Source organism: Rhodococcus sp. YL-1 (genome assembly GCF_001942025.1).
Taxonomy (GTDB): domain Bacteria; phylum Actinomycetota; class Actinomycetes; order Mycobacteriales; family Mycobacteriaceae; genus Rhodococcus_F; species Rhodococcus_F qingshengii.
Window position 1 is genome coordinate 2,633,470 of record NZ_CP017299.1, and the last position, 19,499, is coordinate 2,652,968.

Annotated in this window: 19 protein-coding genes; 12 read left to right on the plus strand and 7 right to left on the minus strand. The window is 63.2% G+C overall.

Annotation, left to right across the window (positions count from 1 at the left end):
- Window positions 1-7: 7 nt before the first annotated feature.
- Window positions 8-751, minus strand: coding sequence for a peroxide stress protein YaaA (gene yaaA / locus BH682_RS12355; protein WP_007735009.1), 744 nt, complete (start codon window positions 749-751; stop codon window positions 8-10).
- 55 nt (window positions 752-806) lie between these two features.
- Here yaaA and BH682_RS12360 point away from each other — a divergent pair, with 55 nt between their 5' ends.
- The 5 genes from BH682_RS12360 (at window position 807) to BH682_RS12380 (ending at window position 6,550) form a co-directional block, all read left to right on the plus strand.
- Complete coding sequence (locus BH682_RS12360; protein WP_054188575.1) at window positions 807-2,552, plus strand: proline--tRNA ligase; 1,746 nt, start codon at window positions 807-809, stop codon at window positions 2,550-2,552.
- 79 nt (window positions 2,553-2,631) lie between these two features.
- Window positions 2,632-3,303 (plus strand): O-methyltransferase, encoded by a 672-nt coding sequence (locus BH682_RS12365; RefSeq protein WP_075832999.1) that lies wholly within the window; start codon window positions 2,632-2,634, stop codon window positions 3,301-3,303.
- A gap of 22 nt (window positions 3,304-3,325) precedes the next feature.
- On the plus strand, window positions 3,326-3,985 hold the full coding sequence (locus BH682_RS12370; protein WP_003942804.1) for a rhomboid-like protein: 660 nt from the start codon (window positions 3,326-3,328) through the stop codon (window positions 3,983-3,985).
- A gap of 58 nt (window positions 3,986-4,043) precedes the next feature.
- A complete protein-coding gene (locus tag BH682_RS12375) occupies window positions 4,044-5,774 on the plus strand; it encodes an acyl-CoA dehydrogenase family protein (protein ID WP_063316560.1) in 1,731 nt (576 codons plus the stop codon).
- A complete protein-coding gene (locus BH682_RS12380) occupies window positions 5,771-6,550 on the plus strand; it encodes a nuclear transport factor 2 family protein (RefSeq protein ID WP_030535621.1) in 780 nt (259 codons plus the stop codon). The genes BH682_RS12375 and BH682_RS12380 overlap by 4 nt, the downstream gene beginning before the upstream one ends.
- A 75-nt stretch (window positions 6,551-6,625) precedes the next feature.
- Here BH682_RS12380 and BH682_RS12385 read toward each other — a convergent pair whose 3' ends face one another.
- Window positions 6,626-7,051, minus strand: a complete 426-nt coding sequence (locus BH682_RS12385) for a pyridoxamine 5'-phosphate oxidase family protein (protein ID WP_003942732.1) — start codon at window positions 7,049-7,051, stop codon at window positions 6,626-6,628.
- 159 nt (window positions 7,052-7,210) lie between these two features.
- On the opposite strand from BH682_RS12385, the gene BH682_RS12390 reads away from it, so the two are divergent.
- Window positions 7,211-8,506 carry an MFS transporter gene (locus BH682_RS12390; RefSeq protein WP_039973469.1) on the plus strand — a complete coding sequence of 432 codons (1,296 nt, stop codon included), beginning with the start codon at window positions 7,211-7,213 and terminating at the stop codon, window positions 8,504-8,506.
- 91 nt (window positions 8,507-8,597) lie between these two features.
- Window positions 8,598-9,554 (plus strand): DMT family transporter, encoded by a 957-nt coding sequence (locus BH682_RS12395; protein ID WP_007735024.1) that lies wholly within the window; start codon window positions 8,598-8,600, stop codon window positions 9,552-9,554.
- Here the strand turns inward: BH682_RS12395 and BH682_RS12400 are convergent.
- The 3 genes from BH682_RS12400 to BH682_RS12410 form a co-directional block, all read right to left on the minus strand.
- On the minus strand, window positions 9,516-10,349 hold the full coding sequence (locus tag BH682_RS12400) for an SDR family NAD(P)-dependent oxidoreductase (protein ID WP_075833001.1): 834 nt from the start codon (window positions 10,347-10,349) through the stop codon (window positions 9,516-9,518). The genes BH682_RS12395 and BH682_RS12400 overlap by 39 nt on opposite strands.
- A complete protein-coding gene (locus tag BH682_RS12405) occupies window positions 10,346-10,843 on the minus strand; it encodes a nuclear transport factor 2 family protein (RefSeq protein ID WP_075833002.1) in 498 nt (165 codons plus the stop codon). Before BH682_RS12405 ends, BH682_RS12400 begins: the two co-directional genes overlap by 4 nt.
- A gap of 93 nt (window positions 10,844-10,936) precedes the next feature.
- Window positions 10,937-11,572, minus strand: coding sequence for a TetR/AcrR family transcriptional regulator (locus BH682_RS12410; RefSeq protein WP_007735033.1), 636 nt, complete (start codon window positions 11,570-11,572; stop codon window positions 10,937-10,939).
- An 83-nt stretch (window positions 11,573-11,655) separates the two neighbouring features.
- Between BH682_RS12410 and BH682_RS12415 the strand changes: the two genes are divergently transcribed.
- The gene (locus BH682_RS12415) at window positions 11,656-13,080 is read left to right on the plus strand and encodes an MFS transporter (RefSeq protein WP_075833004.1); all 1,425 of its coding nucleotides are present in this window, start codon (window positions 11,656-11,658) and stop codon (window positions 13,078-13,080) included.
- Window positions 13,081-13,131: 51 nt separating this feature from the next.
- Here the strand turns inward: BH682_RS12415 and BH682_RS12420 are convergent, their stop codons facing one another.
- Both BH682_RS12420 and BH682_RS12425 read right to left on the minus strand, forming a co-directional pair.
- Window positions 13,132-13,587: a ferritin-like domain-containing protein gene (locus BH682_RS12420; RefSeq protein ID WP_080726667.1), complete on the minus strand. Its 456-nt coding sequence runs from the start codon at window positions 13,585-13,587 to the stop codon at window positions 13,132-13,134.
- The gene (locus BH682_RS12425; protein ID WP_007735037.1) at window positions 13,584-14,036 is read right to left on the minus strand and encodes a hypothetical protein; all 453 of its coding nucleotides are present in this window, start codon (window positions 14,034-14,036) and stop codon (window positions 13,584-13,586) included. Before BH682_RS12425 ends, BH682_RS12420 begins: the two co-directional genes overlap by 4 nt.
- Before the next feature lie 271 nt (window positions 14,037-14,307).
- On the opposite strand from BH682_RS12425, the gene rimP reads away from it, so the two are divergent.
- The 4 genes from rimP (at window position 14,308) to infB (ending at window position 19,405) form a co-directional block, all read left to right on the plus strand.
- Window positions 14,308-14,928 (plus strand): ribosome maturation factor RimP, encoded by a 621-nt coding sequence (gene rimP / locus BH682_RS12430; protein WP_075833006.1) that lies wholly within the window; start codon window positions 14,308-14,310, stop codon window positions 14,926-14,928.
- On the plus strand, window positions 14,925-15,956 hold the full coding sequence (nusA, locus tag BH682_RS12435) for a transcription termination factor NusA (protein ID WP_003942738.1): 1,032 nt from the start codon (window positions 14,925-14,927) through the stop codon (window positions 15,954-15,956). The genes rimP and nusA overlap by 4 nt, the downstream gene beginning before the upstream one ends.
- A 44-nt stretch (window positions 15,957-16,000) precedes the next feature.
- Window positions 16,001-16,351 (plus strand): YlxR family protein, encoded by a 351-nt coding sequence (locus tag BH682_RS12440; protein ID WP_019748063.1) that lies wholly within the window; start codon window positions 16,001-16,003, stop codon window positions 16,349-16,351.
- Between the two features lie 108 nt (window positions 16,352-16,459).
- On the plus strand, window positions 16,460-19,405 hold the full coding sequence (gene infB, locus BH682_RS12445; RefSeq protein ID WP_030535614.1) for a translation initiation factor IF-2: 2,946 nt from the start codon (window positions 16,460-16,462) through the stop codon (window positions 19,403-19,405).
- Window positions 19,406-19,499 lie beyond the last annotated feature (94 nt).

The window sequence follows — 19,499 nt, forward strand, 5'->3', positions numbered from 1 at the left end:
GAAGCCATCAATCCGTCAGGATGATCAGTTCACGCTCCGACGCGATTTCCACCCGCAGGCCGGCCTTCGACGCCACCCGCGCGACACCCTTGATGTCGGTCGGTTCGGCACGCGAGACCACCAGCGCACGGGCGAGCAGACCCTTGTGGTGCTTGTTGAAGTGACTGACGACAGTGCGGGTGCCGTCCGGCTTCTCGGTGAGGACCGTTGCGATCAGTGCGTCTGGAACCGGTCCGAGGTCTTGGTAGGTGCCGGACCGTAGATCGATGACAAGGCCGTCGGCTTCGGCCGCCAAGGCCTTCGGCAACTCCGGCTTCCACAGTGAGCGGAGCGTGCCCATCCCGGGCAGCTTGGACCCGCCGGAAAGGCGGTAGGCGGGGATCAGATCTCCCGCACGGACTGCACCGAACAGAGCGGAGCCGATCGCGATCCGATCGAGAGCCTTGGCCTTCTGGGCGCGGGTGAACGACTTTGCGTCGAGGGCGTCGAAGAGCACGCCGGTGTAGCGCTGCAGTGCGGGCCGCGTCGCGGACACCCACAGCTTGGCATTGCGCTCCACTTCGTCTGCTTGCGTCGGGCCGAGCCCGAGCGCTTCGCATGACGCCTCGACGTCAGCGGCCAGATCGACCAGCGTCTGAACCAGCAATTCGCGCGTTTCGGTCAACTGGGGCATCGACAGTTCGGCCAGATCGAGGGGCGCATCCTTGCCGCCGTCGGACTTGGTTTCTGAGGGAGGCAGCAGTACAAGCACGCTGTAACCGTACCGAGGCCCGCTCGGCCGACTGCGGCGACTATCCTTACACCTCGTGATTACCCGTCTGTCCCACCTGTTCCTGCGTACCCTGCGTGACGATCCCTCGGACGCCGAAGTTGCCAGCCACAAACTGCTGGTTCGTGCCGGCTACGTGCGTCGTATCGCTCCAGGCGTCTACTCGTGGTTGCCGCTGGGATTGCGGGTGCTGCGCGAGGTAGAGCGTGTCGTCCGTGAAGAAATGAATGCAATTGGCGGACAGGAAATCCTGCTGCCTGCGCTGCTCCCGCGCGATCCCTACGAAGCGTCGAACCGCTGGACCGAGTACGGCCCCAACCTGTTCCGCCTCAAGGACCGCAAGGGCAACGACTACATGCTCGGCCCGACCCACGAGGAGCTCTTTGCTCTGACGGTCAAGGGTGAGTACAACTCCTACAAGGACTTCCCGGTCACCCTGTACCAGGTGCAGACCAAGTACCGCGACGAAGAGCGTCCGCGTGCCGGCATTCTGCGTGGCCGCGAGTTCCTCATGAAGGATTCCTACTCCTTCGACCTGACCGACGAAGGCCTGACGGAGTCGTACCAGGCGCATCGCGGCGCCTACGAGAAGATCTTCACGCGTCTGGGCGTCAAGTACGTCATCGTCTCGGCCACCTCCGGTGCGATGGGCGGCAGCGCGTCCGAGGAGTTCCTTGCCGAGAGCGAGATCGGCGAAGACACCTACGTCCGCTGCCTCGAATCCGGCTACGCCGCCAACGTCGAGGCCGTCAAGACTGTCGTTCCCGACTCGATTCCGTTCGACGGGCTGCCCGAAGCCAAGGTGTACGACACCGCGAACACACCCACCATCGACACCCTGGTGGACTGGGCGAACGGCGCTGATCTCGGCCGTACCGTGACCGCCGCCGACACACTCAAGAACATCATGGTCAAGACCCGCCTGCCCGGCGGCGAGTGGGAACTGCTCGGTATCGGCATCCCCGGCGACCGTGAGGTCGACGAAAAGCGCCTCGAAGCTTCGCTCGAGCCGGCCGAGTTCGTGATGATCACCGAGACCGACTTCAAGAACAACCCGTTCCTGGCCAAGGGTTACATCGGCCCGAAGGCTCTGCAGGCCAACGGCGTTCGCTATCTTGTCGATCCGCGCGTCGTCGACGGCACCAGCTGGATTACCGGCGCCGACGAAGACGGCAAGCACGTGGTCGGCCTCGTTGCCGGTCGCGACTTCACCCCTGACGGAACCATCGAAGCCGCCGAGGTTCGTGACGGCGACGCCTCTCCCGATGGAGCCGGCACGCTGGTCTCGGCTCGCGGTATCGAGATCGGGCACGTTTTCCAGCTCGGCCGCAAGTACACCGACGTCTTCACCGTCGACGTCCTCGCCGAGAACGGCAAGCCCGTCCGCCCGACCATGGGTTCGTACGGCGTCGGCGTCTCGCGTCTGGTGGCCGTCATTGCCGAGCAGCATCACGACGAAAAGGGCCTGCGCTGGCCTGCCGAGGTTTCACCGGCCGACGTCTACCTCGTCATCGCGAACAAGGACGAGACCGCGCGCGAAGGCGCCGAAGGCCTCGCCGCGCAACTCGACCGTGCCGGACTCGAAGTAATCCTCGACGACCGCAAGGCATCGCCGGGCGTGAAGTTCAAGGACTCCGAGCTGATCGGCGTTCCACTGATCGTTGTCGTCGGACGCGGTTGGGCCGACGGCAAGGTCGAAATTCGCGACCGCTTCACCGGCGAGAGCCGTGAGATCGACGCCGACTCGGCGATCGAGGAGATCATCAGCGCAGTTCGCGGCTGATTCGAATAGTCGTCTGGGCCGCCGCAGCCACCTTCCGAGGTGTCTGCGGCGGCCCTTCTTTTCTGCCACAATCGTGGCTATGGAACGCGAACCGGATTGGGCAGAAGTCGACGGTTACCTTGTCTCCACGTTGGTAGGTGAAGATCCGGTTCTCGACGCGGCACTCGCCGCCAACTCCGAGGCCGGTCTCCCGCCCATCGACGTGGCGCCGAACCAGGGCAAGCTCCTCAATCTTCTGGCGCGAATGTGCCTGGCGCGCAATGTTCTCGAGATCGGAACGCTCGGCGGATACAGCACGATCTGGCTCGCTCGCGCGGTCGGCCCCTCGGGCCAGGTCATCACGCTGGAATTCGATCCCACCCATGCGGATGTCGCTCGGGCGAATATCGAGCGCGCCGGCTTGGCTGACCGTGTCGACGTCCGCGTCGGGGCGGCGCTCGACAGCCTCCCGTCGATCGCGAAGGAAGAGTTGGGACCTTTCGACTTGGTCTTCATCGACGCCGACAAGGAGAGCAACACCGAGTACGTGCGGTGGGCGTTGGCCCTTTCGCATCCCGGAACCGTCATCATCGTGGACAACGTGGTGCGTGGGGGACATGTGTCCAACCCGGATATCGACGACGAGCGCGTCAAAGCGAGTCGAGCGGTGTTGGAGATGATCGCGGCCGAGCCGAAACTCGACGGCACCGCCATTCAAACCGTGGGTTCGAAGGGATGGGACGGGTTTGCCGTTGCAGTAGTGAACGAGTGAGCGCAGACTCGAAGCGGTGAGGATGCTGGGGGCAGCAAAGGCGGCATGGCGATGGGTGCGCAGTGCTCCCGGTACCTACGTCTGGTTGCTGGCCCTGCTGTTCACCACACTGTTCCTGCGGCATCTGCCTGACAATGTCGAGGAGCGTTTTCTCGGCAAGCGCTCGACCAATCTGCATCACCTGGCCGAAGACCCGCTACGAGTCCTGTTCTCGAGTGCCTTCTGGCTCGAAGGTGGCGGTTGGTTGGGATACCTGGTTCTCTTCACCATCTTTCATGCAACGGCTGAGCGTTGGCTCGGGACATGGCGGTGGCTGTGTGTTGTCGTCATCGCCCACGTCGGAGCCACGTACATCAGCGAAGGTGTTCTGTACGAAGGTATTCGGCACGGATACGTGGCGGAGTCGGCGGTCAACACTCTCGACGTGGGTGTGAGTTACGGTCTGGCCGGCGTCATGGGGATTCTGGTATATCGAATCGTCGATCCGTGGCGATACGTCTATCTCGCGGGGTTGCTGCTCTTCTACGGTGTACCTCTGATTTTCGCCACCAATTTCACCGCCATCGGCCACATGTCTGCGTTGTTGCTCGGGTTGGCGTGCTACCCGATCACGCGCGCTCGGGCCGGCACGTGGAATCCGATGGACCTGTGGCATTCGCGAAGAATCGCAGGTCTTCCATGAATCGCACCGCGGAAAGTTACCCGCTGGTAGTTTAGCGTCATCGACGAAAGGTAATGACGTGTCTGGCACCGATGGATTGCTCTTCAACCCCCATACTTACGACCCCGCTCAGTTCGATCCGGAGACCCGCCGTTTGCTGCGAGCCACCATCGAATGGTTCGAGAGCCGCGGCAAGAAGCAACTTCTTCAGGACGACCTCGACGCCGTGTGGGTCTCCGACTTTCTCGAATTCGTCGGCAGGGAGAAGTTGTTCGCGACGTTCCAGACTCCGGCGGCATTCGCCGACGGTGACGAGAACCGTCGTTGGGACGGTGCCCGCAACGCAGCTCTGAGCGAGATCTTCGGTTTTTACGGACTCGCTTACTGGTACGCCTGGCAGGTCACGATCCTCGGACTCGGACCGATCTGGATGAGTGACAACGACGCTGCGAAGAAGCGTGCAGCGCAGGAACTTGCCGACGGTGGTGTCATGGCGTTCGGGCTGTCCGAGCGCGACCACGGCGCCGACGTGTACTCCACCGACATGCTCCTCACTCCCACCGACGGCGACGTCGCCTTCCGCGCGAGCGGCGAGAAGTACTACATCGGAAACGGCAACGTAGCCGGAATGGTGTCTGTGTTCGGGCGTCGTACCGACGTCGAGGGCCCCGAAGGCTACGTGTTCTTTGTCGCCGACAGTGCACATCCGAACTATCAGCTCGTGGACAACGTCCTGCGCGGGCAGATGTATGTCAGCAATTTCCGCCTCGACGATTACCCGGTGCGCGAGGAAGACATTCTGCACACCGGCGTCGCCGCATTCGAGGCCGCGCTCAACACGGTCAACGTCGGAAAGTTCAACCTCTGCACCGGCTCCATCGGCATCACCGAGCATGCGTTCTTCGAGGCAATCACTCACGCGCAGAATCGAATTCTGTACGGCAATCCCGTCACGGATTTCGCCCACGTTCGCGCCGCCTTCGTCGACGCGTACTCACGTCTGATCGCGATGAAGCAGTTCAGTGCGCGGGCGGTCGACTACTTCCGCAGCGCCAGCCTCGAGGACCGTCGCTACCTGCTGTTCAATCCCATGACCAAGGCCAAGGTCACCTCCGAAGGTGAGAAGGTGGTCGGGTTGCTGCACGATGTGATCGCAGCCAAGGGATACGAGAAGTCCACGTACTTCCGCGAGGCAGCGCAGATGATCGGCACGCTGCCCAAGCTCGAGGGCACCGTCCACGTCAACGTCGGCCTGATTCTCAAGTTCTTGCCGAACTATCTGTTCAACTCGGCGCAGTTCCCGGAGATCGTCACGCGCGACGACGCCGCCGACGACGAGTTCTTCTGGAACCAGGGGCCTACCCGCGGCGCTGCGAAGATTCAGTTCCACGAGTGGAAGCCCGTCTACGAGAAGCACTCTTCGATTCCGAACGTCGCCCGTTTTTACGAGCAGGCGATCGCGCTCACCGAATTGCTCACTGCTGCAGCGCCGGACGCGCAGCAGCAGAAGGACCTCGATTTCATGCTCAACGTCGGGCACCTGTTCTCTCTCGTCGTCTACGGTCATCTGATTCTCGAACAGGCCGAGATCAGCGGGCTCGACGCCGACGTTGTCGATCAGATCTTCGACTTCCAGATTCGTGACTTCTCGGGATACGCGATCGCGCTGCACGGAAAGCCGTCGTCGACACCCGAGCAGCAGAAATGGGCCCTGGCCGCGGTGCGGAAGCCTGTTGTCGACAGTGAACGCTTCGACCGGGTGTGGCAGCAGGTCAAGGCGTACGACGGTGCATACGAGATGCGCGCATGACCGCGCCGGTGACGCGCGAGCAGTTGATGGCCGTCGTGGAGGGATCCCCGAAAGCCGTCGGCGCGCATGACCGCTCGACCTGGGTGGCCCTGTTTGCCGGCGACGGACAGGTCAACGACCCTGTAGGTTCACGTCCGCACAACGGTCAGGCGGCGATCGAGAGTTTCTACGACACGTTCATCGCCCCCAATTCGATCACCTTCCATGTCGAGCGCGACATCGTGTGCGGCCGGACGGTGTGGCGCGATCTGAGCCTCGCTACCGAGATGTCGACCGGAGTCGTTCTCGACGTTCCGATGCACTTGCGCTACGACTTGGTGGGGGAGCCCGATTCCTTGCGGATCGGAACCCTCTATGCGCATTGGGAATTGGCGACGATGTTGAGCCAGCTCGCGACTGCTGGTGTGGCGGGGGTGAAGGCGGCCGCGAAGTTGACGCCGCAGTTGCTCTCGAACCAGGGGATCGGCGGGGCGCTCGGGTTCTCGCGCGGCATCTTCGGCGTCGGAGACAAAGGCAAGAAGGCAGCGTCGCGGTTCCTCGATGCGGCCGCTGTCGGCCGAACGCCGCCGGTACCCGTCGAGCTTCCGGCGGGGACGCAGTTGTCCAACGCTGATGTCAACGCTCTGCTCACCGGCGTGACGAAGAGCAAGATGCTGGTTGCCGGTCGCACCGTGACGGCGAGCGTCATCGTGTGCGGGGAACCGGCCATCGCATTATTCGGTTTCGAGGCGAGCGGTCATCGACTCAATCGGGTGCGTTTCTTCACCGAGAGCTGACATAGAGCCCTCCACATGCAGGTCAGGCTCGGCGCGCCACTCCGGCGCGCCGAGCCTTCGCTTTTCTGAGAATTGTCAGATCGCCCCGAGATCCGCAGACAGCCAGTGCTGCGGATTCATGTAGATCGCTACCTGTTCGCCCAACTGCGATCGCGCGAATTCGAGATACCCGTCGACCTTGTCCGGAGCCAGGTAACGCCGCGAGACTTCGACCAGCATCTCGTCGGTGCCCGGAACGATCTTGTCGACGGATCCGCTGACGCTGACGTAACGGATTGTCGGATCGAGCCTTTCGGCCATCAACGAGAAATGCCCGGCCGACTCGATGAGTCGTGCCTTTCGCGAATCCTTGCCCGTGAGGATCCATGGTTTGCCACCGGGTGAGTACAGGTACCAGATCGGGACGGTCAACGGACCGCGCTCGGTGCCGTCCGCCACGGACAGCGCCCCGATGTGGGGTTCGGCCAGGAACTGTTCACGCTCATTTTCGGAGAGTGCCATTCCTCGAGATTACCGCGACGTTTGACATGGCGTTGTGACTCCGTACACAATCGATGTGCTCATTATGAACAGGCGTTCGCAATGCGAACACGGTTCGATCCGAACTACTGGATCCCAACCGGTCGCGAACGCCCACAAGCAGTGAATGTCGAGGATCCGATGACCGCACCGCATACGCAGTCGAGTTCAATCACCGGTTCGCCTGGGGCGCGTGCCGCAATGTGGGTAGCACCGTTGTGTTGGATCGCTGTGCTTCTGGACGGATTCGACCTGGTCGTACTCGGCGCGGTCATTCCTTCGCTTCTCGACTACGACGCGTGGGGTTTGAGTACCGGCACGATCACGATGATCTCGACCTTCGGGCTCATCGGCATGACCATCGGCGCCCTCGTCATCGGCACTCTCACCGACGTCATCGGTCGACGCCGCGCGCTGCTGTACGCCGTTGCCGCATTCTCGATTCTGACTCTGTTGTGCGCAATTGCGCCCAATCCGTTCATCTTCGGGCTGCTGCGCTTCTTTGCCGGTGTGGGGCTGGGTGGCGCCCTACCGACGGCATTGGCTCTGGTCAACGAATTCTCGAAGAAACAAGGCGGTGGATCTGCGTCGACCATGCTGATGACCGGCTACCACGTCGGCGCCGTTGCCACCGCAGCGCTGGCGCTCGTCGTGATCGAACCTTTCGGTTGGCGAGCGATGTTCGTTGTCGGCGCACTTCCTGCCGTCGCCCTGATTCCACTCATGTTGCGGTATCTGCCGGAATCCCCGTCGTACCTTCTCGCTCACGGAAAGCGTGCCGAAGCCGAGGAAATCGCTGCCCGTTACGGAGTCGAACTCGAGATTGCGCCCACGTCCGAAGTTGAGCGCGCCGAAGCCGCCAATCCCGTTCGCGCACTGTTCTCTTCGAAGTTCCTGCGCAACAGCATCGCCATCTGGATCACCAGTTTCATGGGCTTGCTGCTCGTCTACGGATTGAACACGTGGCTTCCGACGATCATGCGTGAGGCCGGTTACAACCTCGGGGCGTCGTTGACGTTCCTTCTGATCCTCAATGCCGGCGCCGTCGTCGGACTCTTGATCGCCGGGGGCGTCGCGAACAAGATCGGCCCGCGGACTGCAGCCATCGTGTGGTTCGCCGGAGCTGCACTGTTCCTGGCGCTTCTGAGTGTGAAGGTGTCGTTCGGAATCTACGTGATGGTCTTCCTCGCCGGATGCTTCGTGTTCAGTGCGCAGGTACTGGTCTACGCCTTCACGAGCGCCAATCACCCACCTCAGATTCGCGCGACCGCGCTCGGATGGTCGGCAGGTGTCGGCCGGGTCGGTGCGATCTGTGGCCCGATCCTGGGCGGAGTCCTCCTGGGCGCGGGTTACGCCGTGCCGTGGGGCTTCTACGCTTTCGCGCTCGTCGGACTGCTCGGAGCAATTTCTATCTCCTGCACACGGGTGCGCACCTGAAATACCAGTTTCGCTGGTTGGCGTGCTGCTGCTATCGTAAAACATGAGTATGAAGAGTAGCGCTATCGTCGCGCCGCAGGCACCGCTACCGATGCCATCGTCTCGATCCGGTTTGTGGTGGGGCTTGCTCGGTGTGCTGGCGTTCTCGTTCACCGTTCCGCTCACGCGGGTCGCCGTCGCGGATCTCGACCCCCTGTTCGTCGGCGCGGGCCGCGCCGTCGTTGCCGGGGCCCTTGCGATTGTGATGCTGTCGGTTACTCGCGCGACGCTTCCGACGCTTCGGCAGTGGTTGCGCATCGCACTCGTGACTGTTGGTGCGGTACTGGGGTTTTCACTGTTCACCACGTTTGCGTTGCAGACATCGCCGGCGAGTCACGCGGCAGTCGTGATCGGGCTACTTCCCGCTGCGACCGCGGTATTTGCGGTCGTCCGAGGAAAAGAGCGTCCCAGTAAGGGATTCTGGTGGGCAAGCGCCGCCGGCGCGGTATCGGTCGTAGGGTTCGTGGCGATTGCAAACGGCGGACTCGGCTCGTTTCATCTCGCTGATCTTCTTCTGTTCGCCGCGGTTGTGTGTGCAGCGCTGGCATATTCGGAAGGTGCGTTGCTGGCCCGCGAGATCGGGTCGTGGCAGACGATTGCCTGGGCATTGATTCTCGGACTGCCGGTCACGATTGCGTTGACGGTGGCGTCCATGGCCCAGGCTCCGGTCTCTGCCGATGTGAATTCGTGGCTTTCGTTTGCCTACCTGGGATGCGTGAGTATGTTTCTCGGGTTCTTTCCTTGGTACCGGGGTCTGGCGATCGGTCCCATTTCCACTGTGAGCCAAACACAGTTGGTTCAACCGGTGCTCAGCATTGCCTGGTCGGCGCTGATACTCGGTGAGACGTTGTCGCCCTCGATCGTGGCCGGCGGTGTCGTCGTCATCGGGTGTGCCTGGCTTGCCCTGAAGGCGCGAGTGGCAGCGCCGCGTGCTGTGCCGGCACGCGACGCGACCACTGCTACTGATGAATCAGAAAAGCGGGCCGCCACCGAAGGCACTGCGGTGTGACGCCGGTTGTTTCCCGTTGGCGTCGGTGATTCCGTACTCGACGGCCGTCTCGGCGGTGATCAGTGTGTGACCGCTGCGCGCGTTCACTTCTGGATCGTTGGCCAATGCAGTGATGACTTGGCCGACGAATTCCGGGGTTTCGGCCTCGGCCAGTGAGAAGCCTTCGAAGCTCTCGATCCCACTCGCCTCCATCCGCTCGTTGCGGATCAACCCGAGCCAGAAGGAAAGTGCGGTGACGCCGGTCCCCTTCAATTCGACAGCCATGTCCGCGGCCATCTTGTCCAAACCTGCCTTCGACATCCCGTACAGCACAGAGTGCAGGTACCCGCGGGTGCCGAACGACGAGATGTTGCCGATCACTCCACTGCCCCGGGGAACCATCAACTTCGCCGCTTCCACCGAAGCAACGTAGTGGGCGCGCAGTCCGATTCCGATCAGCGAATCCCAATCGTCGATCGGCCTCTTCCAGAACGGATCGGCGAAGCCTGCATAACCCGCCGGGTTTGCCCAGACGTTGTTGACCAAAAGATCGAGGCGGCCTGACCGCTCTTCGGCGATGCGGGCAAACAGGTTGACGATCTGCTGATCGTCGCTGTGATCGCACTGCACGGCAATGCCGTGACCACCGCGCTCGGTGATCTCCACCGCGGTGCGATCGAGTGGGCCGTCGGCGCCCACGGTTCCTCGTGCCGTCACGTACACCGTCCACCCGTCGCTTCCCAGGGCGAGGGCAATGCCCTTGCCGACGCTCCGGCTGGCACCGGTTACGAGCGCAACTTTTCCGTTCGTCGTCATCGCCGCCCACCCAACGAACCCTCGGCGATGTCAGCGTCCGGGGGCAGGGGAGTGGTGATCGACCACGCCTCCGTGAAATGGCATTGACTCATTTTCCACATACCGTCCTCGATCACGTACTTGTCGTCGTATTCGCCGGTCATCAACTTCTCGGTGCGCCCGACGGTGTCGATCTGGCGGAACTGCAGAGCCCATCGCCCCACCGCCGACGTCTCCGAGGTCAGTGTGATGTCGGGATGCAATCCGTGATGCATGTCGAGGACCGCGTACCGGCCGTCGACCTTGCGAAGAGCGATCTTCTCGAAGATGTCCGCCATCGGCCCCGCGTCGTCGAAGGCGCCGAGGCGGCCGTAGTCGATCGACGCTCCGGAACGGATGAAGCTGTTGCGGAACCGAACTGGATCCTTGGCATCACATGCTCGCCAGTAGCCGTGCTTGAGCTTCTTGATTTCCTCGATCTGTTCGAGCGCGTCGAGGCGTTGTGCGAGATCCAACGTCGGTCCTTTTCGTCTGGGTTTCCCGGAGACATGTCGGATCGACTGTAGGGTGTCCTCAGTCACATGTGTGTAGTTTTTCCCAGTGACCGGTCAGGAATCGGTGTCGGTTTCGCTCGAGGATCCGTCGCCGGTGAGCGTGATCGCAGTCGAGTCGCTGAAGACGCTGCCCCAGAGCTCGCCGAGGGCTGGATCTTCTTCGGCGTGTTCGGGCGCCATCATTGCGAGCAGATTGTTGATCAGCATCCCGTTCGCGATGAACAAACGCGCTTGCTCGGGTGTGCAACCGGTGCGCTCGCGCAGCAAGGTGTAGATGCCGGACATGGCGTTCCGGGAGACGGCGGCGACATCATCGGTGCTGGTGGCGAAGCCGTGCAGCATGACAAGCAGTAGATCTCGGTCGAGAACCAGCTCGCCGTAGGCGGATCCGAGTTCGGCCCAGAACTGCGGATTGCTCGGATCGATCGTGACCGTATCCAATTTGTCGTTGAAGGTGCGGACGATTTCGTCGAGCGCGCGCGTGAACACTGCGTGGAACAAATCTGCCTTGGTTCCGAACATGCGCACGACGTAGGGCTGCGAGACACCGGCTTCCTTGGCGACGGCGTCCGTACTGGTCCCCGAGTATCCACCCTTTGCGAATGCTCGCGTTGCCGCGGCAAGGACCAACGCGCGACGTTCCGGTGCGCTCATCCTGCGGGTACGTGGTTCAGCTGCACCGATCGACATGTTGACACGTTATCACCGGATAGCTTAGTTTCGACTTAAGTAATCATTCGATGCCTTAAGGCACCTTCACTCGAGGAATCACGATGACCGTTTTGACGAAGTCCGGATCGGACGCCGCATCCGGGTCGGAAAGCAGTGGAGGACGTAAGGTTCCGATCGCGATAGCGATGGTTGCTGCCTCTCTGCCCATGTTCATGGCCACCCTCGACAACCTCGTGATGACGAGCGCGCTGCCGGTGATCGAGAAGGAGCTGAATGCGTCCGTCGGGCAACTTCAGTGGTTCATGAATGCGTACACGCTCTGCTTTGCGACGCTGATGCTTTCGGCGACGACGCTCGGCGATCGGTGGGGGCGCCGCAAGATGTTCGTGTTCGGGATCGGGCTGTTCACGGCGGCGTCGATTGCTTCGGCGTTGTCGACGACACCAAGCCTGCTCATCGCGGCCCGAGCCTTTCAGGGCGCCGGCGCTGCCGCGATCATGCCGCTGTCACTCACTCTCCTCGTGGCAGCGGTACCGGAAGCCAAGCGTGCCATGGCAATCGGCGTGTGGGGTGGCGTCTCCGGCCTGGGGATCGCGATGGGTCCCGTGGTCGGTGGAGCGGTAGTCGACGGGTTCTCGTGGCAGGGGATCTTCTGGATCAACGTGCCGGTTGCGATCGTCGCTGTTCCTCTCGCGTTGTATGCGTTGCGTGAATCGACCGGTCGCACACAACCTCTCGACCTTCCCGGTGTCGCACTCGCCGGACTCGGTGTGTTCCTGGCGGTGTGGGGGATCGTTCACGGCAACGACGACGGCTGGGGATCGCTTGGAGTAGTTGCGTCGTTGGTCGGTTCCGCAGTCGCGTTGGCACTGTTCGTTTTTCGCGAGATGAAGACCTCGCATCCGGTCATGCCCCTACGTCTGTTCCGCTCACGCAGCTTCTCGATGGCGAACGTCATCGGCTTGACCTTCTCGATCGGAATCTTCGGGGCGGTGTTCCTGCTCTCGCAGTACCTCCAGATCGTGATGGGCTACAGCCCGTTCCAAGCAGGCCTGCGGACGCTTCCGTGGACGGCAGCGCCGATGATCTTCGCGCCTCTCGCCGGTTTTCTGGCGCCGAAGGTCGGGCTCCGTTCGCTTCTGCTGACCGGTCTGTTGCTCCAGGCCGGAGCATTGTTCTGGTTGGCAGCGTTGATCGGTCCCGACGTGACGTACGGGTCGCTGGTTCCGGCTCTACTGATGGCGGGCATCGGCATGGGCCTGACCTTCGCGCCGAGCTCGACGGCGGTACTCGTCGACATGGACGAGCCTGATCACGGAACGGCCAGTTCGACCAACTCGACGCTTCGTGAGATCGGTGTTGCACTGGGAATCGCGGTTCTCACTGCAGTCTTCCTTGCCGCCGGCGGTGCCCTCACGCCACTCGGTTACGGAGATGCGCTGACACCTGCACTGCGCGTCGGCGGTTGCTTCGTGTTGGTGGCCGTGGTCGCGGCGTGGTTCGTGCCCTCGCATCGCAAGGCCTGAGCCGCTGTGCGCCTTTATTAACCGCCGGCGGTTAATAAAGGCGCACAGCAGTTACGAAGCCGGGTCCCCCGGGAACGCTGAGGTGGCCGGAGCGGTTCCCAGCGCGGACCGCCATCCGGCGCCGCGGATTGCCGCATCGGTCAGGCCGTCGATTCCGAATGTGCGGAGTTGGTCGGTATCGACCTGTTCGACGAATGCCCGGTAGGTCACGGCGGTGTCGGATTCGATCTGTGCTGCCAGTTGTGCCGCGGTAACGGCGTCCGTCACCGGAAACGGGATCTCGTACGCTGCCGCGGCTGTCGGCGGGGTCACGCCCGCGTCGGTCGACAGGGCAACCAGCGCATCACGTCGTGCGCGGTGCGCTGCTGTGTGCGTGGCAACCTCGTTGACACGGGCAGGATTCGAAAACGCGGCAACCACTCCGTAAGCGAAGATCGCGGCATTCTCTGATTCGATTGCGGTCAGCAAGGCAGAACTCTCGGATCGACGGGTGTGCGAAGTGATCACGGAAGCAACACCGCAACCTGAGTCGAGCACGACGCGCTGATCGAACCGAGCAGGCCCGCGCGATAGCCGGACATCGTCCGAGCGAGATCCGCGGCACTGCGCGCCGAATCGGCCAGCGAGGTACTCAAGGTTTCGACGCCCGTAGGAGCGTTTGCGACCGAGGTCGACGGGGGCGCTGTGGTCGCAGAGGCGCCGCTGCCCGCTGCTCGCGCAATCTCGGCGTCGAGTTCGAGTGCATGCGCTGTGCGTTCGGCGCTGATCGTGGTCAGTGATGCCGACTTGTCCGGCGCGAGAGCGATGGCGGCGGTTGCGGCTGCCGCGTCGGAGCGGGCTCGATCGGCTTGGGCCGTCAGCTGGTCGACTTCTGCAGCCGCCTCCGCTGTGCCGTTGTCGGTGCAGGCGGACAACGAGAAGGCCGCAGCGCCCAACGCTGCTGCGGTTCCCGTCATCTTGAGCGCACTCCGCCGGGAGAGTGGGGTAGTAGTCATGGGCGTCAGCACCAGTCCATCGTGCCAGGTGGTCGGCCGATCGTTCGAATCCGCGGCACGTGTTCAAGTGTGACGTGCGTCGGGCACTCTGGTCACGGAGACGCGCAATGAGCGGTACTCTTGGATGCTTGCAGCATGTGGCACCTGGTGTCTTTTCATGCTCGCAGCCGCCCACGTCGACAGTCGACACAAGTCGGACAATCGACGACAACTGAAATGAGGAGTTCGCGAGATGCCGGTGCCATCCAGGGAGAGGGTGATCGAGCTGATCTCCGAACTCGTGCACGCCCAGGGTTACGACGTCGAAGACGTTGTCGTGACCAGTGCGGGCAAGCACAGCGCGGTGCGCATCATGGTCGACAGCGATGCCGGGATCGAGCTCGATGCCGCCGCGGAGATCAGCAGACTCGTTTCGGAACTTTTCGACACCCTCGAGGAAATCGGTGAAACGCCGTACACCCTCGAGGTGACCTCCCCGGGAATTGACCGCCCACTGACGCTCGATCGTCACTGGCGTCGGGCTCGCGGACGTAAAGCGCGAATCGATCTGGCCGGCGAGACCGTGGTGGGCCGTATCGGAACGATGAACGACGATTCCGTGGCAGTTGTCATCGGTGGCCGTGGCGGACCGACCGTGCGCGAGATTGCACTGGGCGACGTTCAGAAGGCTGTAGTTCAGGTGGAGTTCTCGAAGCCCAGTGAGGCGGAGTTGGAACTCGCGGGCGGCATCCCGGAGGGGCGCGCAGTTCCTTCGGATGCGGTTGACCTCACCGAGGACTCGGGCGTGGACAGTGTCGAAGACGACGAAGCAGAATTAGAAGACGTAGAAAACGAAGAAGGGTTCGACAAGTGAATATCGACATTGCAGCGTTGCGAGCGATCGAAGCCGAAAAAGGTGTCTCGATCGAAACTGTGATCGCCACGATCCAGACCGCGCTGCTGACGGCGTACCGCCACACCGAGGGGCACAAGCAGAACGCTCGGATCGATGTCAACATCAAGACAGGTTCGGTGCGAGTGATGGCGCACGACACCGATGCCGACGGCAACATGATCGGTGAGGAGTGGGACGACACTCCCGAGGGATTCGGACGCATCGCGGCGACCACCGCACGCCAGGTCATCCTGCAGCGTCTGCGCGACGCCGAGCACGAGCGCAGTTTCGGTGAGTTCTCGACCCATGAGGGTGAAATCGTCGGTGGTGTCATTCAGCGTGACACGCGTGCGAATTCCCGCGGAATGGTCGTCGTCCGAATCGGCAGCGAATCCAATGGCGCCGAGGGATTGTTGCCGCCTGCAGAACAGGTTCCCGGCGAGAACTACGAGCACGGTGAGCGCATCAAGTGCTACGTCGTCGGAGTTGCTCGCGGAGCCCGCGGCCCACAGATCACCCTCTCGCGGACCCACCCGAACCTGGTTCGCAAGTTGTTCGCACTCGAGGTTCCAGAGATCGCGGACGGCAGCGTCGAGATCATCAACGTCGCGCGCGAAGCGGGACATCGTTCCAAGATCGCCGTTGCCTCACGTGTGCAGGGGCTCAACGCAAAGGGTGCATGCATCGGCCCGATGGGTCAGCGCGTCCGCAACGTCATGAGCGAACTCGCGGGGGAGAAGATCGACATCATCGACTTCGACGAAGATCCCGCGACGTTTGTGGGCAACGCACTTTCCCCGTCGAAAGTGGTCTCCGTCACTGTCGTCGATCCCGAGGCTCGTGCGGCCCGTGTCATCGTGCCCGATTTCCAGCTTTCGTTGGCCATCGGAAAAGAGGGTCAAAATGCCCGTCTGGCTGCGCGGTTGACGGGATGGCGTATCGACATTCGTAGCGATGCGGCACCCGTTGGCGACGCGTCCGACCGGCCCGCCACGTCCAACGGATAACGGTGGAATGCAGTGATCGAGACGGTTCGGCGGTAGAGTGGACGATGGTTCGACGTGAGTCCTCGGATTCTGCGCGCGTGAAACCCGGTTCGCCGGTCAGAACGTGTGTGGGATGCAGGGAACAAGGGTCGGCTGTCGATCTGTTGAGGGTCGTGGTTGGTGAGCAGGGGCCGGAGGGTTCCCCGCTCGTCCCCGACGTATCGCGAAGACTCCCCGGTCGAGGTGCATGGCTGCACCTGGATCCGAGTTGTCTGAGCCTGGCAGAGCGGCGCCGAGCATTCAGCAGAGCACTGCGAGTGTCCGGAAATCTGGACACGTCCGCTGTCGACCAGCTGGTCGACGCAGTTCACACAAAAGCAGTACCTCTCGAGAAGAACAGGCACAAGCACTCATGAGCACACCGTGAAGCACCAACGATGAACGTCCATCGGCGATAACCCGAGGTCGTGCGGGACCCACATCTGTGGGATGCCTCCTGCTCGACCTCATCAGTGAGGAGAGCAGTGGCAGGCAAGGCCCGCGTGCACGAGTTGGCTAAAGAACTCGGTGTCACCAGCAAGGAACTACTCGCAACGCTCAAGGAGCAAGGCGAGTTCGTGAAGTCTGCGTCATCCACAGTGGAGGCGCCCGTCGCCCGTCGTCTGCGGGAGTCATTCCCGTCGGCAGGCGGAGCAGAAACCAAGTCCGAGACCGGCGCAGCCGCTCCGGCGGCTCGCCCCGCGGCAAAGCCCGGCGCACCGTCGCCGTCGGCTGCAAAGCCTGGCGCACCGCGTCCCGGCCCCAAGCCGGCCGCACCCGCACCGGCTGCTCCCGCAGCTCCGGCCCCGGCAGCCCCCGCGGCTCCCGCAGCCGCTGCTCCGGCAGCACCGTCAGCGCCGGTCCCCACACCGACGTTCAACGCTCCGAAACCAGCACAGCCGGCACGTCCGGCTCCGGCTGCTCCCGCAGCGTCGGCACCGGCAGCCCCCGCGGCTCCGGCCGCACCGTCCACCGGCGCGAAGCCCGGCGGACCGCGTCCGGGACCGAAGGCACCTCGCGTCGGTAACAACCCGTACTCCTCGGCACCCGCCGAGCGTCCGGCACCTCGTCCGGCTCCCGGCGCACCGCGTCCGGGCGCAGGTCAGGGCGGTTCTCGTCCGGCTCCGGGTCAGGGCGGTCCCCGTCCGGCTCCCGGTCAGGGTGGACCTCGTCCGGCTCCGGGTCAGGGCGGTCCCCGTCCGGCTCCCGGCCAGGGTGGACCCCGTCCGCCTGCAGGTCAGGGCGGACCCCGTCCCAGCCCCGGCTCCATGCCTCCTCGCCCGAACCCGGGTGCAATGCCTGCTCGTTCCGCTCGTCCCGCGCCCGGTGGCGGCGGACGTCCGGGTCGTCCCGGTGGCGCTCCCGGTGGTCGCCCGGGTGGCGGCGGCGGTGGATACCGCGGTGGCGGCGCTCCCGGCGCCGGTGCCGGTGCAGGTGCTCCCGGTGGAGCAGCTCCGGCCGGTGGATTCCGCGGTCGTCCCGGCGGCGGTGGCCGTCCCGGTCAGCGCGGCGCAGCGGCAGGTGCATTCGGTCGTCCCGGCGGAGCAGTTCGCCGTGGACGTAAGTCGAAGCGGGCGAAGCGCGCCGAGTACGAAAGCATGCAGGCTCCCGCAGTCGGCGGCGTCAGGCTGCCACGCGGCAACGGCGAGACCATCCGTCTCGCTCGCGGCGCATCTCTGTCGGACTTCGCGGACAAGATCGACGCGAACCCCGCAGCACTCGTGCAGGCGTTGTTCAACCTCGGTGAGATGGTCACGGCAACTCAGTCGGTCAACGACGAGACGCTGGAGCTGCTCGGCGGCGAAATGAACTACGTCGTGCAGGTCGTCAGCCCGGAGGACGAGGATCGCGAGCTGCTCGACAGCTTCGACCTCACCTACGGCGAGGACGCCGGCGGAGAAGAGGACCTCGAGTCCCGTCCGCCTGTGGTCACCGTCATGGGCCACGTCGACCACGGTAAGACCCGTCTGCTCGACGTGATCCGTAAGGCGAATGTCCGTGAGGGCGAAGCCGGCGGCATCACGCAGCACATCGGTGCCTACCAGGTGCTGACCGAGCTCGAGGGCAACGAGCGTCTCGTGACGTTCATCGACACCCCCGGTCACGAGGCCTTCACGGCCATGCGTGCTCGTGGTGCCAAGGCCACCGACCTCGCGATCCTTGTTGTCGCAGCCGACGACGGCGTCATGCCGCAGACGGTGGAAGCGATCAACCACGCCCAGGCGGCCGACGTGCCGATCGTGGTCGCGGTGAACAAGATCGACAAGGAAGGCGCGAACCCGGACAAGATCCGGCAGCAGCTCACCGAGTACGGACTGGTGGCCGAGGAATACGGCGGAGACACCATGTTCGTCGACATCTCGGCGAAGCAGGGTCTCAACATCGACGCACTGCTCGAAGCAGTGCTGTTGACGGCCGACGCTTCCCTGGATCTGCGCGCCAACCCGGACATGGACGCTCAGGGTGTTGCCATCGAGGCGCACCTCGACCGTGGCCGCGGCCCCGTCGCTACCGTGCTCATTCAGCGCGGAACGCTGCGGGTCGGCGACTCGATCGTTGCCGGCGATGCTTACGGCCGCGTCCGCCGCATGGTGGACGAGCACGGTCAGGACGTTCACGAGGCACTGCCTTCACGTCCGGTCCAGGTCATCGGCTTCACGTCGGTCCCCGGTGCAGGCGACAACCTGCTCGTGGTCGACGAGGACCGTATCGCTCGTCAGATCGCGGACCGTCGCAACGCACGTAAGCGCAACGCGCTTGCAGCGAAGAGTCGTAAGCGCATCAGCCTCGACGATCTCGATGCAGCTCTGAAGGAACATTCACAGCTGAACTTGATCCTCAAGGGTGACAACTCGGGAACCGTGGAGGCCCTCGAAGAGGCTCTCCTCGGAATTCCGATCGACGACGAGGTGCAGTTGCGCGTCATCGACCGCGGTGTCGGTGGCATCACGGAGACCAACGTCAACCTGGCTGCTGCGTCCAACGCGATCATCATCGGCTTCAACGTCCGCGCCGAAGGCAAGGCAACGGAGCTGGCGAACCGCGAGGGCGTCGACATTCGCTACTACTCGGTGATCTACCAGGCCATCGACGAGGTCGAGAAGGCACTCAAGGGTCTGCTCAAGCCGGTGTACGAAGAGGTCGAGCTGGGCAAGGCAGAGATCCGCGCCATGTTCCGTTCGTCCAAGATCGGCAACATTGCCGGTTGCTTGGTCACGTCGGGCAGCATCCGTCGCAACGCCAAGGCACGTCTCATCCGCGACAGCAAGGTCATCGCCGAGACGGTCACCATCTCCTCGCTCAAGCGGGAGAAGGAAGACGCTACCGAGGTTCGCGAAGGCTACGAATGTGGTTTGACCGTCACCTATTCCGATATCAAGATCGGTGACGTTCTCGAGTGCTACGAGCTTCGCGAGAAGCCGCGCGACTGATTATGTCGACACGGGCGTTGGGGCGGACGCACGTGAGTACTAGCTGACATGGACTCTCTCGGACTTGAACATACAAGTCCGAGAGAGTCCATTC

Coding starts and splice junctions, on each gene's coding strand:
- BH682_RS12385 (WP_003942732.1), bottom strand. CDS start 7,051: ATGGCACTCTCCGAAAATGAGCGTGAACAGTTCCTGGCCGAACCCCAC.
- BH682_RS12390 (WP_039973469.1), top strand. CDS start 7,211: ATGACCGCACCGCATACGCAGTCGAGTTCAATCACCGGTTCGCCTGGG.
- BH682_RS12380 (WP_030535621.1), top strand. CDS start 5,771: ATGACCGCGCCGGTGACGCGCGAGCAGTTGATGGCCGTCGTGGAGGGA.
- BH682_RS12425 (WP_007735037.1), bottom strand. CDS start 14,036: ATGACGGGAACCGCAGCAGCGTTGGGCGCTGCGGCCTTCTCGTTGTCC.
- BH682_RS12370 (WP_003942804.1), top strand. CDS start 3,326: ATGCTGGGGGCAGCAAAGGCGGCATGGCGATGGGTGCGCAGTGCTCCC.
- BH682_RS12410 (WP_007735033.1), bottom strand. CDS start 11,572: ATGTCGATCGGTGCAGCTGAACCACGTACCCGCAGGATGAGCGCACCG.
- BH682_RS12365 (WP_075832999.1), top strand. CDS start 2,632: ATGGAACGCGAACCGGATTGGGCAGAAGTCGACGGTTACCTTGTCTCC.
- BH682_RS12395 (WP_007735024.1), top strand. CDS start 8,598: ATGCCATCGTCTCGATCCGGTTTGTGGTGGGGCTTGCTCGGTGTGCTG.
- BH682_RS12400 (WP_075833001.1), bottom strand. CDS start 10,349: ATGACGACGAACGGAAAAGTTGCGCTCGTAACCGGTGCCAGCCGGAGC.
- rimP (WP_075833006.1), top strand. CDS start 14,308: ATGCCGGTGCCATCCAGGGAGAGGGTGATCGAGCTGATCTCCGAACTC.
- BH682_RS12440 (WP_019748063.1), top strand. CDS start 16,001: ATGGTTCGACGTGAGTCCTCGGATTCTGCGCGCGTGAAACCCGGTTCG.
- BH682_RS12415 (WP_075833004.1), top strand. CDS start 11,656: ATGACCGTTTTGACGAAGTCCGGATCGGACGCCGCATCCGGGTCGGAA.